16 protein-coding genes are annotated in these 13,830 nt (G+C 67.1%); 3 read left to right on the top strand and 13 right to left on the bottom strand.

Translation table 11 applies throughout. The annotated features are described in order from the left end of the window. Positions 1–262 precede the first annotated feature (262 nt). The 4 genes from AB0F43_RS04870 to AB0F43_RS04855 form a co-directional block, all read right to left on the bottom strand. Positions 263–1,234, bottom strand: coding sequence for a glycoside hydrolase family 43 protein (locus AB0F43_RS04870; RefSeq protein WP_360470704.1), 972 nt, complete (start codon positions 1,232–1,234; stop codon positions 263–265). 759 nt (positions 1,235–1,993) lie between these two features. After that, positions 1,994–2,800, bottom strand: a complete 807-nt coding sequence (locus AB0F43_RS04865; RefSeq protein ID WP_360473016.1) for a class I SAM-dependent methyltransferase — start codon at positions 2,798–2,800, stop codon at positions 1,994–1,996. Between the two features lie 248 nt (positions 2,801–3,048). Next, on the bottom strand, positions 3,049–3,504 hold the full coding sequence (locus tag AB0F43_RS04860; protein WP_360470701.1) for a DUF1801 domain-containing protein: 456 nt from the start codon (positions 3,502–3,504) through the stop codon (positions 3,049–3,051). Positions 3,505–3,591: 87 nt separating this feature from the next. Continuing rightward, positions 3,592–5,853: a PQQ-dependent sugar dehydrogenase gene (locus AB0F43_RS04855; RefSeq protein ID WP_360470698.1), complete on the bottom strand. Its 2,262-nt coding sequence runs from the start codon at positions 5,851–5,853 to the stop codon at positions 3,592–3,594. A gap of 216 nt (positions 5,854–6,069) precedes the next feature. On the opposite strand from AB0F43_RS04855, the gene AB0F43_RS04850 reads away from it, so the two are divergent. Both AB0F43_RS04850 and AB0F43_RS04845 read left to right on the top strand, forming a co-directional pair. Further along, complete coding sequence (locus tag AB0F43_RS04850; protein WP_360470695.1) at positions 6,070–6,615, top strand: GNAT family N-acetyltransferase; 546 nt, start codon at positions 6,070–6,072, stop codon at positions 6,613–6,615. After that, complete coding sequence (locus AB0F43_RS04845) at positions 6,608–6,805, top strand: hypothetical protein (RefSeq protein ID WP_360470693.1); 198 nt, start codon at positions 6,608–6,610, stop codon at positions 6,803–6,805. Before AB0F43_RS04850 ends, AB0F43_RS04845 begins: the two co-directional genes overlap by 8 nt. 17 nt (positions 6,806–6,822) lie before the next feature. Here AB0F43_RS04845 and AB0F43_RS04840 read toward each other — a convergent pair whose 3' ends face one another. From AB0F43_RS04840 to AB0F43_RS04825, 4 genes are all read right to left on the bottom strand, one after another. Then, entirely contained in the window at positions 6,823–7,491 is a 669-nt protein-coding gene (locus AB0F43_RS04840) for a metal-dependent transcriptional regulator (RefSeq protein WP_360470690.1), read from the bottom strand. Then, positions 7,488–8,357, bottom strand: a complete 870-nt coding sequence (locus AB0F43_RS04835; RefSeq protein WP_360470688.1) for a metal ABC transporter permease — start codon at positions 8,355–8,357, stop codon at positions 7,488–7,490. The genes AB0F43_RS04840 and AB0F43_RS04835 overlap by 4 nt, the downstream gene beginning before the upstream one ends. Beyond that, entirely contained in the window at positions 8,354–9,094 is a 741-nt protein-coding gene (locus AB0F43_RS04830) for a metal ABC transporter ATP-binding protein (RefSeq protein WP_360470685.1), read from the bottom strand. Before AB0F43_RS04830 ends, AB0F43_RS04835 begins: the two co-directional genes overlap by 4 nt. 118 nt (positions 9,095–9,212) lie before the next feature. Next, entirely contained in the window at positions 9,213–10,118 is a 906-nt protein-coding gene (locus AB0F43_RS04825) for a metal ABC transporter substrate-binding protein (protein WP_360470683.1), read from the bottom strand. Positions 10,119–10,197: 79 nt separating this feature from the next. On the opposite strand from AB0F43_RS04825, the gene AB0F43_RS04820 reads away from it, so the two are divergent. Then, on the top strand, positions 10,198–10,719 hold the full coding sequence (locus AB0F43_RS04820) for an NUDIX hydrolase (RefSeq protein ID WP_360470680.1): 522 nt from the start codon (positions 10,198–10,200) through the stop codon (positions 10,717–10,719). A 6-nt stretch (positions 10,720–10,725) separates the two neighbouring features. Here AB0F43_RS04820 and AB0F43_RS04815 read toward each other — a convergent pair whose 3' ends face one another. From AB0F43_RS04815 to AB0F43_RS04795, 5 genes are all read right to left on the bottom strand, one after another. Continuing rightward, on the bottom strand, positions 10,726–11,328 hold the full coding sequence (locus tag AB0F43_RS04815) for a mobile mystery protein B (protein WP_360470677.1): 603 nt from the start codon (positions 11,326–11,328) through the stop codon (positions 10,726–10,728). Beyond that, on the bottom strand, positions 11,328–11,675 hold the full coding sequence (locus AB0F43_RS04810; protein ID WP_360470675.1) for a helix-turn-helix domain-containing protein: 348 nt from the start codon (positions 11,673–11,675) through the stop codon (positions 11,328–11,330). The genes AB0F43_RS04815 and AB0F43_RS04810 overlap by 1 nt, the downstream gene beginning before the upstream one ends. A gap of 82 nt (positions 11,676–11,757) precedes the next feature. Beyond that, complete coding sequence (locus AB0F43_RS04805; RefSeq protein ID WP_360470672.1) at positions 11,758–12,591, bottom strand: MauE/DoxX family redox-associated membrane protein; 834 nt, start codon at positions 12,589–12,591, stop codon at positions 11,758–11,760. A gap of 13 nt (positions 12,592–12,604) precedes the next feature. Beyond that, positions 12,605–13,207, bottom strand: coding sequence for a cell wall protein (locus AB0F43_RS04800; protein WP_360470669.1), 603 nt, complete (start codon positions 13,205–13,207; stop codon positions 12,605–12,607). A gap of 13 nt (positions 13,208–13,220) precedes the next feature. Further along, complete coding sequence (locus tag AB0F43_RS04795) at positions 13,221–13,454, bottom strand: hypothetical protein (protein WP_360470667.1); 234 nt, start codon at positions 13,452–13,454, stop codon at positions 13,221–13,223. Positions 13,455–13,830 lie beyond the last annotated feature (376 nt).

Genomic DNA, 13,830 nt, shown 5'->3' with positions numbered 1-13,830 from the left:
CGGCCCTTCCGGCTCGAGTGAGCGAGGCATATGAGGCAAGCGCCCGGGCCCACTGGGCCCGGGTGGTGGGCCGTCATCCGCCGGTTCGGGGGAGGAGGACCGCTCGCCCGCTGACACTTAGTCGTCAACCGCTTGAGCCCGCCCGCCGTAGTCGATTAGGTCGTTGCTCCAGAAGCCGAACACATAAGGTCCGACGAAATCGCCTAAGGCCTGGAGTCCTCGGCGCGCTCCGCAGCAAACGCTCGGTTAGCGACTCTGCAGCTCACGTCCAGGCGGTGCTGAGGCGCTCGTACTCGTTGGCGGTTACCGGTAGGACGACGCCGTGGCAGGGGTCTTGTGGGAGGCGGTGGTCCGTGGAGGGGATCCATTCGCCGGCGGCGAGGTCGGTCGTCTCGAAGGGGACGTAGCGGCGTTGGGAGGTGAACTCGTCGATCCACAGGTACCACTTGTTCTCGGTGTTCGACTTGTACACCAGCGGGCCCTCGCCCTGGCTGATCGCGCCCAGGCCGATGCCCTCGGCCAGCGGCTTCCAGTCGACGGCGGTCAGCGAGGTCGAGGTTTCGGAGAAGATCGACTTGCCGAACGGCGCGTCGCCGCCGCGGCCGCGTTCGTCCTTCAGGAAGCGGTAGTACACGCCCTCATGGTCGATCACCGTGGCATCGATCGTCTGCCATCCTCGATCGATCCACACCCGCGGCTCGGAGAACTCGCGGAAGTCGCGGGTGGTCGCACACATGATCCGGTTGTAGCTGTCCCCGTCGTGTTCGGCGTTGTCGTAGAGCGTCGACGACCAGTGCACGAGGTAGGCACCCTGCTCGGGATCCCAGACCGCCTCCGGGGCCCAGGTGTTGCCGGCCTCGGGCGGTGCGACCTCGACGAGTCGCCCCTCGTCCCAGTGCGCCAGATCCGCTGACTCCCAGACCATGATCGAGCGGCTGCCTCGGCGCTGGTGCCGGTCCCAGTCGTGGTTGGCGTACAGGCGCAGGTCGGTCGCGACCAGAAAGAACCGGTCGCCCTCCGGGGAACGGACGATATGCGGATCGCGGACGCCGCACTCGCCCAACGTGGAGGACAAGACCGGCTTGCCGCCGTTGAGGTCGTCGAAGTGCAGCGGGTCGTTACCGTCGCTCAAGGCGAAGTGGATCTGCTCACCGTCGACCGATTCGCGCTTGAAGTGCGCATACAGGTAGCCGACGTACTCGGGCTGATGCGGTGTCACTCCGGTGGATCTCATTGGGCTGAGTCATCCTTCTGGATCGTACGACGAAACGGCCTGCCGCGTGGGTCGAGCTCGACCCCCTGCCAAGTTCAACGTGGGGCTTCGGCCGGATTGAGTCCACACCCGGGCGAGCCCTTCGGCGTGGCCACGATGACCGTAGACGATCACCAACCACCATGGCAGATACATCTCACCTGTTGTCCCCGCCCCAGCGGCGATGCTTGACGCACAGGCCCCAGACCCATCAATCGGACGCGTGCCGGGTACAACAGTTCGATAGCGGCGACGCCGCTAGCAGCCGCGGCGTCTGGCTCGGGGATGCCACCATGAACGCCATGTTCAGCTCGGGGGATTGGCGTGACGGTCCCTGGTACCTCGTGGTGGGCGGCGTCGCGATCGTGGTTGGGCGCTCCTCGCCGTTGCCGGCGATGCTGCGGTAGCCGCCTGGATTCGGTGGTTGGCAGGGACCGGCATCGTCATTGTGCTGGCGGTGCCCTTGACTGTCTTGTGGCGCCTGTATCTGCGAAGTGGACGCGGCAGGGACGGGCGTCTTTAGGCTGACCGCGTGTCAGGGTTCGAATCCTCAAGCCAACTCGGCACTGTTCTCGCTGTACCACCTCTGGTCGCCCTGGGTGTTTCTCTCCAGGCTGGTGTTCATGCTTCCGGGGATCTGGCTCGTCTGGCGGGCGAAGGATCTGCGGGTATCGATCGGAATGCACGCCGGCACAACACTGCTCTTGCAGACGCTCGGCACCATCGCCCTTCTCCTCCACCTCATTCCATAACACCCGGAATTCCATAACACCCGGATGGCGAGGGGCGTCGTTCACATCCACGACGCTCCTCGCTCGCCGGAGGCACGCTGGGAGGCGAAGGGCCGAGCAAGGGATCAGTCGGGTCTGCGGATCTCAGCCTGCTCGTCGGGCCGTGACGAGGTAGACGGTTCCGAATCGGCCGCGGATACCCTTCGCCACCGTCGTCTCGGGATGCCTGCGCCACCGTGTGGCCCATCGCCTGAGCACCCGGTCGAACCGGGGGGAGGAGTGGCGTCACGTCGTAGTACACGAGACTTTCCGGTCGCAGTCCGCCGCGGCGCATCAAGTGGCGCAGCCGGGACACAGGGAGCGCACGAACGCCTGACTTCGCGGCTGCATGTCGTCGTCCCTCGGGAACCCCGAGCAGACCTTCCACGCGGCCCAGCATCCGCAGGGCGGGCCGGTAGGCGATCCAGTCGACGATCCGGTACGGACTCAGCGGATTCAGCATCGTCACCACCACGAGTCCGTCGTCGCGGACCACCCGGGTGATCTCCCGCAGGGCACGACGTGCGTCCACATACTCCAGCACCCCCATGCCCAGGACGAATGCTTTGTCCTGGAAGGGCAGGTCCTCGATGCTTGCCACCGCGAGGCGAGTTTTGGCGGACTCTCCCACCCGGTGCGCCACAGCATGCATCATGGCCGGCGACCGGTCGCAGGCAGTGATCCGGAAGTCACCGCCGCGCGTGTCGAGCAGTTGTCTCACCTGCATGCCGGGGCCGCAGCCGACATCGAGCAAGTCGCCGCCAGGACACGCGCGCAGAACCTGGTCAACCAGGTACAGCCGCGACCGGAAGTAACGTGCTGTCGGCCCCAGCCGTCGTGCGACGCGACGTAGCTCGACACCTCGGCCGAGTCGGCGTACTGAGCAATCGTCACGTTGTCCCGCGACGTGCGGTCAGCCTGGTCGCCACGGCTTCGTATGCTCCCCATCACCATCCAGCACCTCCTGTACAGCGGTAGCGGGGGAGCCTACGAAGACGCGGCAGAGAGGCATCTGACAGGCCCCTATCAGCTCACGGCTTTTTGGATGAGGGTGGCGAGTTGCTTTTCTACGGTGGGGGTCAGCTTGGTGAGGGCGTAGGCGGTGGGCCACATGGCGCCGTCGTCGAGGTTGGCCGGGTCGTTGAAGCCGAAGGTGGCGTAGCGGGACTTGAACTTGTCGGCGCTCTGGAAGAAGCAGAGGTTCTTGCCGTCCTTGTAGTAGGCGGGCATCCCGTACCAGAGCTTCGGCTTCAGCTCGGGGGCGTTGGCCTTGATGATCTCGTGGATTCGCTCGGCCATGGCGCGCTCGTGCTCCGGAAGTTCGGCGATCTTCTCCAGTACGGCGGCCTCTTCGTCCTTCTTGGCGCCGCGTGAGGTCGCCTTGAGCTCGCGAGCGCGTTCCTTCATCGCGCCGCGCTCCTCCTCGGTGAAACCGTCGTACGACTTCTCGGCCGCCTTGGAGGTGGTGGTCGTCTTCGCCATGAGCTTGTCCTGTCTGCGTGGTCCGTTGGGAACACTCCAGATGCTATGGAGCGGCCTGCGGCGGTCGCTTCTCGAAAACTGATCGATTCAGCGTTTGCGGTAGGTGGCTGTGTAGGTGGTGTTCACCGCAGGAGCTGTGATGGTGTGGCTCTGGGGACCTCCGTCGGACCAGGAGACGAAGTAGTAGGTGGCCTTGTTGAAGCTCTGTGGGGACGGGGCGCTGACGGAGTTGGCGGCGCCCACGATGGCGGTCACGGTGAAGGGTGTGGAGCGCGGTGCCTCGTTGACGACCATGTTGGTGAGGGTGAGGCCGCCGGGGTTCGTCTTGAACGTCAGGACGACGGTCCTCGGATCCAGCCTGCGGCTGGTGGTGGAGGACAGGCCGCCGGAGTCGGTCGCGGTGAGTCGGAGTTCAAGCCAGGCGGGGTAGGCATGGTCCGGGGTGGTGAAGGATCCGCTGGCGACACCGTTGAAGGTCTGGAGCGTGTGGGCATGGCAATCGGACGGTGTGATGCAGTGGTGCAGGAGCAGCGACCAGTTCAACGCTGACGCCGGCAATGTCCCGTCCTGTACGTCGGTTGCGCGACCGGCGAACGGGATCGTGTCGCCGACCTTCCAGGTCAGCGTCGACGCGGGGGAGTCGATGATCGGGGTCGGTGCGGTGTTGCCGGCCGTGACAGTCGCGGACGCCGTGTCACTCGCACCCTGGTCGTCGGTCACGCGGAGACTCGGGTGATAGACGCCCGCCGCGGTGTAGGTGTACGACGTGGTGGCCCCGGTCGCATCGCCGTACGTGCCGTCGCCGTTGAGGTCCCAGGAGTAGGTCAGCGCCCTGCCCTCGGGGTCGGATGACGTCGTGCCGTTGAAGCTGACGGTCAGTGGGACGGGCCCGCTGGCCGGGTTGGCCGTGAACGAGGCGGTCGGCGGCTGGTTCGCGGCCGTGAAGGTGATGCGGTGGACGGAACCGTTCTCCATGTCGACGTAGAACAGATCACCGCCCGGGCCGGTCTTCAGGTCGACGGGATGCCCGGCGGCCCCGCCGGAGGAGTCGACGCCGACGAACGATTGCCGCCGAGCCGGGTCGGGCAAACCGTTCGTGCCCGGGAGCATCGCCCAGATCTCGTTGCGGCTGTGGTCGGCGAAGAACAGCGCACCGTTGTACTCCGCTGGATACGAACCGCCCTGATAGAAGGCGATCCCGGTAATCGACGAACCGCCCGTGCGGCAACCGGCATAACTCACCACGCATGCGCTGTGGCTGTACGCGTAGTACGGCGCGGTCACCGAACCGGGCGTCGAGTACAGGGACGAGCACTGGGCGAGACCGGCACCCTGATAGCCACTCTGTGGTGACGATCCCTCGTAGCACGGCCAGCCGAAGTTCGCCGGAGTCGTCGGCGACACCACACGGTTGATCTCTTCCCAGACGTTCCACCCGACATCGCCGACCCACAGCTCGTCGGTGCCGGGGCGTTGAGTCATGCGGAACGGGTTACGCAGACCGTACGACACGATGCGCCGTGCGTTCGCGTCCGTCGAAGAGAAGAAGGGGTTGCCGGGTACGCCGGCCCCGGTCGCCGGGTCGATGCGCAGAATCGCGCCGTCGAGGGTGGCCGGACCGTCGGTACGGCGGACGCTCTGGCTCCGCAACGCGCCGCCCTCGGCGTTGGGCGGGCTCAGTGGAGTGCCTACCGCGCCGGGCGGATCGCCACAGGGATTGGCCTTGCCGCCGGGGTAGTTGGCGCCGTACTGGCCGTAGTCGACGTTGTTGAAGCTCGCGCCGTCGCCGCCGCTGACGTACAGGTAGCCGTCACGTCCGAACAGGAGCGTGCCGACCGAGTGGCTCGGGTACTGCTGGCACCAGTCGTTGATGAGCACCTGTTCGCTGCCGGTCATCACGTTGCCGCTGACCTGCAGACGCGACAGGCGCGCCGACACCAGGCAGCCGTCGGTGGTCGGGCCGGGCGGGGTCGGGCAGGCGTCGTTCCACGTCGGCGCGGTGCCACCGATCGGAGCGTCGTACGCGTAAAGCACGTAAACGTAGGGGTTCGCGGGGAAGTTGGGTGGGAGCGCAAGGCCGAGCAGGCCGCGGTCCCAGTAGTCGTTGACCTGGGTCCTGAGGTCGGCGACCGTGATCGGAGCGGTGTCGGCCAGGCTCTGGAAGACCTTGATCACGCCGTTCTTCTGACCGACGAAAATCCGGCCGTCTGCCGCGAACTGCAGCACGGTCGGGTTCGTCAGCCCACTCAGTACGACGGTGTCGCGGAAGCCGGTGGGCAACGTCGACGCCCCCGCCGGGCCCGGTCCGACCTGCGTGATCAAGGTTGCGCTCAGCAACAACGCAGTCACCGCACTGATCAGCTTGCGCCTACGCCCAATACGCCCGCGACGCCACATGTCGCCCCCCACAGAACTGCTCCCCCGCGCCCCCCACCGCGCCTTCCACTTCGCATTCTGCGCGCTCATTGCCTACGGAGTAAGGGCTTTGGACAACTATGGCTGTACGCGCACAGCCGATTGCGGTCCGCACCTGCCCAGACGGCGTTCGCGGCATAGGGTTGCGATGTGACGGGTTATGGGGAGTTTCCGAAACAGCTGACCACGGAGCGGTTGCAGCTGCGGACGTGGGAGCCTGCAGATGCTGAGGACTATCGGGGTTTGTGGGAAGAGCGGGATCCGCGTGCCGTCCGCCGGATCGACGAAAACGGCCGGCCCACGGTCGACGACATTCGCAGGTGGCTGACGGACAATCCGCTGGGCGCGGTGCCGGGCTTGGGACTGCTGCCGATCGTACGGCGGGACGAAGGCGACCTGATCGGGTACTGCGGACTGACGGTCGGGCAGGCAAGCTTCGAGGAGCCCGAGATCGCGTACGAGCTGGCGAAGCGGGCTCACGGATTCGGTTATGCGACCGAAGCAGCAAAGGCCGTGGTCGAGGCCGCGGCCGCGACTGGCCGGGAGCGTCTGTGGGCGACGGTTCGGGAGTGGAACACGGCCTCGTTCCGCGTCCTCGAGAAGCTCGGCTTCCACGACAGCGGCCGCGTCACCGAGGACCCGCAACGAGGCAACTCGATCTGGATGACCTGCGACCTGGCGGGACGCGATGCCTGAGCCGACGGAGTTCCCGCACCGGATGGGCAAGGTCGCCCCACGCGAGCTCGCCCTCAACGGCTACACCCGCTACGAGCACCTGACCACCGTCACCCCGGCCGAGCTACTCAGAATCCACGGCGTCGGCCCCAAGGCCATCCGCATCCTCGCAGCGGAACTTGTTGCGCGAGGCCTCAGCTTCAAGAGCTGAGGACGCCAGCGATCACCTCACGTGGGTACGACGCGGATCGCGTAGGCGGCCGCGCGGCCCAGGGCGACGGACTCGCCGTTGTGGTCGACGTCGATGGTCGCGTCGTGCTGACGGTTGACCGTGAGCGTGGTGCCGATCGTGATGCCGAGTTGGTCGAGCTGGCGGAGCAGCTCGGGATCACTGTCGGAGACCCGGGCCACCCGTGCTCGTACGCCGATCCCGACCGTGTCCAGCCGGAGCTGATCGTCGTCCGGGAGAGTGCCGTCGGCCCGGGGGATGGGGTCGCCGTGAGGGTCGTGCTCCGGTTCGCCGAGGCGGCCGGCCAGGCGGTCGACGAAGGTGTCGGAGACCGCGTGCTCGAGGATCTCGGCCTCTTCGTGCACCTCGTCCCAGGTGTAGCCGAGGTAGTCGACCAGGAAGGTCTCGATCAACCGGTGCTTGCGGACCATGGCGAGCGCGATCCGCTGTCCTTCCGCGGTCAGCTCGATGGCGCCGTACCGGGCGTGGGACAGCAGCCCGCGCTCGGTGAGTTTGCGGACCGACTCGGACACCGACGACGGTGACAGGCCCAGGCGGGTGGCAAGGGCGCCGACGGTCACGGGTTCGTCGGACCACTCCCGGGCGTTGAAGACGGCCTTGAGGTAGTTCTCGACGACTCTGGATTCCATCGCGTCCTTCCGCTTCATCCCACCGCGGCCGCCCGCCGGCGACTGGTCGTCAGGTGTCTGCCGAGCAGCCCATGGCGGGGGCTGAACAGGTAGACGCAGGCGAACACGACTCCCTGGACCACGACGACGAGCCCACCTGAGGCGGCGTCCAGCCAGTAGCTGAGGTAGATGCCCACGACCGAGCATACGGCGGAGATGATCGGTGCGATCAGCAACATCCGGCCGGACCGATCGGTGAGCAGGTACGCCGTCGCGCCCGGGATGATCAGCATCGCCACCACGAGGATCACGCCGACCACTTGCAGCGCCACCACCGCGGTGAGCGCCAGCATGCCGAGGAGCAGCGCGCCCAGCCGGCGCGGGGACAGGCCGATCGCGTGGGCGTGGATGGGGTCGAACGCGTACAGGGTCAGGTCACGGCGCTTGAGCAGCAGGACGACGAGCGCCACCGCGGCCAGTACGCCGATCTGGATCAGGTCGGGCGTCGAGACGCCGAGAATGTTCCCGAAGATGATGTGGTTCAGGTCGGTCTGACTCGGGGTGACGGAGACGAGCACCAGCCCGAACGCGAACAGTGTGGTGAACACGATCCCGATCACGGCGTCCTCCTTCACCCTGCTGGTGTCGCGGACGATGCCGATCAGCGCGACCGCGAGGAAGCCGAACACCACCGCCCCCAGCGCGAACGGAGCCCCGACGATGTAGGCGATCACCACGCCGGGCAGTACGGCGTGAGACACCGCGTCACCCATCAACGACCAGCCGAGCAGGACGAGCCAGCACGACAGCACCGCGCACACCACAGCGGCGAACACCGTGGTGATCAGCGCACGGACCATGAAGTCGTACTGCAGCGGCTCCAGCAGGAAGTCGAGCGGAGTCATGCCGCGCCTTCTTCTGGCTCGAGTACGTCGAGACCGAACGCGCGCGCGAGATTGACCGGCTGCAGCGCGTCTTCGACCGAGCCGTGGAACAGCACCCGTTGCAGCAACAGGATCGCCTCGTCCGCCAGTTGCGGCAGTGCATGCAGGTCGTGCGTCGACACCAGGACGGTCCGCCCGTCCGCGGCCAGTTCCCTGAGCAGACCGACGATGGTTGCCTCGGACCGCTTGTCGACACCGGCGAAAGGCTCGTCCAGTAGCAGGATCTGGGCGCCCTGAGCGATGCCGCGGGCAACGAACGCACGCTTCTTCTGGCCGCCGGACAACCGGCCGATCTGGCGGTCGGCGTACTCGGTCAGCTCAACTCGCTCCAGCGCCTCGGCGACCGCCGCGTGATCGGCCGGACGCGGCCGGCGGGTGAACCCCTGATGCCCGTACCTGCCCATCATCACCACGTCGTGGACCGACACCGGGAACGCCCAGTCCACGTCCTCGGTCTGCGGGACGTAGCCGATCCGGCCCCGCTTCCGCGCCACCGCTGGATCGATGCCGTCGAGCCGCACCCGGCCCTGATCGGGCCGGATCATGCCCATGATCGCCTTGAACAGCGTGGTCTTACCGGACCCGTTCATGCCGATCAGGCCGGTCACCTTGCCCGGCCCGACCGTCAGCGAGACACCGTCCAGTGCGACCACGTCGCCGTACCTGGCGACCACGTCCTCGACCTGAATCGCTGTCATGGGGCCTCCCGGCCTGGACTGAGGAGCGGAGGGAGCGAAGCGACTGGAGTGACGAGGGAAGGCCGGGAGTGAAAGCCCCATGACCCGCCGCGCGGTAGCGCGGCAATGAGCACCGTCATCAGTTGCGGCCCGTCAGACCACGGATGATCGTGTCCGCGTCGTACCGGATCAGGTCCAGGTACGTCGGGACCGGGCCGTCCGCCTCGGACAGCGAGTCGACGTACAGGGTGCCGCCGAAATCGGTCCCGGTGCCGGAGGCGACCTGTCGCATCGCCTTGTCCGACACGGTCGACTCGCAGAACACCGCGGGTACGGCGTTCGCCTTGACGAACTCGGTCGTCGAGGCGATCTGCTGGGGTGTCGCCTGCTGCTCGGCGTTGACCGGCCAGATGTACTTCTCGGTGAGGCCGGCGTCGCGGGCCAGGTAGGAGAACGCGCCCTCGCAGGTGACCAGTGCGCGCTGCTTCTTCGGCACCGCCGCCAGCTCCGCCACGAGCTCGTCCTGCACCTTCTGCAGCTCCACCTTGTACGCCTTGCCGTTCGCGGCGTACGCGCTCGCGTTTCCGGGATCGAGCTCGGCGAACGCGTCGACCATGTTGTCCACGTAGAGCTGCACGTTCTTCGGGCTCATCCAGGCGTGCGGATTCGGCTTGCCGGCGTACGAGTCCCCGCTGATGTCCATCGGCGCGATCCGGTCGGAGACGACCTTGTGCGGTACGTCGACCGACTCGACGAACTGGTGGAACCACAGCTCCAGGTTGAGGCCGTTGTCCAGGATCAGGTCGGCGTCCGAGGCCTTCCGGATGTCACCCGGCGTCGGCTCGTACCCGTGGATCTCGGCGCCGGCCTTCGTGATCGACTCGACCTTCAGATGGTCACCCGCGACGTTGCGCGCGATGTCGGCCAGCACGGTGAACGTGGTCAGCACGACCGGCTTGTCGTCGCCCGAGGCCTGGCTCGGCGAACACGCGGGCGACACCGCGAGCACCAGGGCCAGAGACAGGGCGGCGAGAGTTTTCGGCACACCGAAAACATAAGAGTTCGGTGTACCGAAAACAAGGCCGGATTGCGGATCGGCGGCGCGACTGGGAAGGTGCTGAGCCGTGGACGACGACATCCGCCGCGGCGATCTGCTCGCCGAGGGCGAGCCGGAGCGAGAGTTCAACCCCGGGATCGCGGCCCGCCTGCCGCGCAAGACGGTGGCCGGCGGCGCCCTCATCCGCGACGAGGCCGGCCGCATCCTCTTCCTCGAGCCGACCTACAAGCCCACCCTCGACATCCCCGGCGGTATCGCCGAGTACGACGAGTCGCCGTACGAAGCCTGCTGCCGCGAGATCCAGGAAGAACTCGGCCTCGCCCTCGAGATCGGCCACCTGCTCGTTGTCGACTGGGTCCCCGCCCTCGGCGTCTGGACCGACGCCCTCGCCTTCATCTTCGACGGCGGCGTCCTGGACCGACCCATGATCGACCGGCTGAAGATCGACCCGGTCGAAGCCCGCGCCCACGAGTTCCTCACCCTCGACGAAGCGCGCCCCCGCCTCCGCCCGTCCCTGGCCCGCCGCCTGACCCTGGCCCACCAGGCTCTCACCACCGGCACCCCGGCGTACGCCGACTTCGGCCGCTGACCGGGATCAGCTGACGGCGTTCGCCAGCAGGTCTGTGTAGTCGCCCTTGTCTGCGGCGCGAAGGGCGTCGAGATACCTGCGGCGAGCCTCGCTGGGAGACTGACCGCTGCGCGCACCCCAGGACAGATGATCCGGACCGAGCCCGAGCGAGTCGGCGAGCGCGCCGGCGGCCAGCCGTGCGTGCCTCCCGTTGCCGTTCACGAACGGGTGGATGAAGACGAGCTGATGGTGGAAGCGAACGCAGAGCTCCGACGAGCCATAGGTTCCGTGCTCGATCCAGAACAACGTGTCGCCGAGCAGCGCTTGCAGCCGCTCCTGGATTTGCACCGGTGGGACGCCGATCGTGGTGTCACGGGTACGGATGCGACCTGCCCAACTCCACACTTCGCCGAACATCCGGTGGTGAAGCTCGCGAAGAAAGGACTGGTGGAGCAGGTCGCTCGCAGCCAGGTCTTCATCCTCGAGCCAGATCAGGGCGTCGGTGATGTTCGAAGCCTCGGCATCGTTCAGTTCGTCCCTGGTCCGGATCCAGGAGTAGTCGGCGGTCAGGTACTGCGCGTCGTCGGCGTCGACCGGCGTTTGACCGTCCTCGTGACCACTGAGCTGCATTACGCGGCGGAGCGAGCTTGCCGCCGAGCGACGACCTTGCGAAGCACTCGCTGGAAGCCCTCGTCGGTCAGTGGTTGCGCCTCCAACGCCATCGTCCAAGCCACCTTCTGTGCCTTCGCGATGTCGGCCTGCGTGGGCTGTTCGTCCCTCGGGAGTACGGCGAAGCCGAGCACGTCCATGACCGTGAGGAGCTTGTCAGCCTCCAGGCGGGGAGCTCCGTTCTCGAGGCGGCTGAGCCACTCCCGCGAGACGCCGGCCTGGACGGCCAGGGCAGCCTGGGACAGCCCGCGCCGCCGTCGCTCAGCACGAACTGCCGCGCCGAGGTCGGCCACCTTCCGGATCGCCATGCCACACCACACCTTCCTGCAACCCCACTCCTGTGACGGTACTGTCACAGAGTATCTCCTGTGACAGTACCGTCCCAAAGCATCAGCCGGTAGTCGCCAGCACGGTTGGGCGGTAGAGGGTTTGTCCCGACGTCTCGTCGACGACGGCCACGCGGACGGACTCCGGCGTGGCGTCGTGATGCGGTACGGCGAAGACGGCGGTCGCCGGCCGGCCGTCGTACCTGGCGGTGTAACTCACGAACCGCCAGTCCTCGTCGTCCCAGTAGTCGTGGATATCGGATCGCAGCAGCCCGTTGACCGCCCGGTACGCCGGGCTCAGCAGCAGCCGTCGCTGAGTGGCGGCCAACGGTACGCCGTCTGTCGCGGTGCCGCTGAGTGGATGCGCGATCCGCACGCGCAGCCGTCGTAACGGCAGTAGCCAATACCGATCCAGCTCGGCGGACAGCATGACGAACACGACGGCCTCGGGTACCAAGACCGCTGAGCCGACGTCGGTCGACCACCATCCGGTGGTTGCCGTGACCGCCACCGAAGCTGTTGCCAGCAGCAACAACGCGCGGCCGATCGCCCGTCGGCCAACGGGTTTCGCCGCCGATCCGACGCAACCGCAGGACGCCTCCGGCACCGCGATCTTGGCGTGGACCAGGTATCCGGTGAAGCCAACGGCCAGCACCACCGCCGCGAGAGCCTCGACGGTCCAGACCGGTGGTGCCAGCAACGCCAGCGCGATCACGGCTTCGACGACACCGACCGCGCGATAGACCGGCGCCGCACGTGTCTCGCCGACCAACCGAGGCAACGCCGTACGCCGAGCCTGCTCCGCGCTGTGCCGACCGGCGACCTTGCCGTATGACGACCAGAGCAGCAGCAACCCGATGAGCAGCGGCTGGGCAGCAGCCACCTGAGATGCGAACATCGCGGCCTCCCGGTCAGTTCGACGCGTAGATGGTCGCGATGTCGATCTCGTTGGTCCCGGGTCGCCAGGCGCCGATCACCCGGGCATGGCGGCCGACCTTGAGCATCGACAGGTCCGACACCGCCGGAGTGCCGTTGTAGACGGCTGCGGTGACCCCTGGCTGCAGATGCCCGACGACCTTCTGGCCGTGGTGATCGAGTTGCAGCACAGAGCGCCCGATGGCGTTGACCTTGACGGCGAGGTTGACGATGTTCACCCACACCGATTCGGCGGCGAGGATCCCGTCCGGCATCAGTACGCCGCGGGCGTACAGGCCATCGCCGACCCGGACCTGGTCCAGGGTGGTCGGCCGCAGTTTCCAGACGCTGGTGACGCCGGTCAGCTGGATCCGGTGCATCCTGCCGTCGGAGCCCTGCACCTGCAGGAGATCCCGGTTCCGGCCCATGATCAGGCCCTCGGCGAAGTTCGGGTCCGGCTGACCCGCGTCGGGGAACTGCGCGGCCGCGGCGAACGCGGTCTCAGGAGCGAGTGAACCCATGGCGCTGGCGGCGACCAGGCCGGTGGCGCCGAGAGCGGCGCGAGTGAGCAGGGACCGGCGGTCCATCGTGGTGGTCATCCAGCTCACCCCCTCAGCCGACGTCGACGGTGCAGGGGACCAGACCGGCACTCAGGCTCGCGATCGCGGAGAACGCGGCCGGAGTGAGGTCGATGATCCGGTTGGAGGCGCACGTACCGCCGCAGCAGGCACGCTCACCACAGAACAGGTCGGTCTGCGGACCGCAGTCCGCGATCGACGTGACCACCCGCCTGCCGTTGCACAGGTTGGTCGTGGAGTGCCTGAACCCGCAGGTACGCCGAGACATCCCGGTGATCCCGCATCGGTCCGGGCGGGTGATCGAGTAGCACGCGTCCGACGTATTCGGCCACGCGTGCTGGAAGTTGCCCGAGTGACAGGTTCCGCAAGCACCTCGTCCGGTGCTCGCACAGGGTCCCCATGCGTTGCCGCAACAGAACCACGAGACTTCGCCGTTGATTCCGGCCATGACAGATTCCTCCAGGTCTAGGGGCGGACAGACCTTCTGACATCTTTGTACCGCGATCCCGGGAAATCTCACAGAGTTCAACCCCGAAACGGAAACTTTTTGACCACGGTGGCACGGCTCACCCCACAGCCCGCTCCACGCGCTTCTGTCGCCCGCGCCACGCCGGCAGCTCTACCCGCCTCTCGGAAATCCATTG

Source organism: Kribbella sp. NPDC023972 (genome assembly GCF_040639075.1).
Lineage (GTDB): Bacteria > Actinomycetota > Actinomycetes > Propionibacteriales > Kribbellaceae > Kribbella.
The sequence above is the reverse complement of the archived record's forward strand: the minus strand, read 5'-3'. Positions and strand labels throughout refer to the sequence as shown.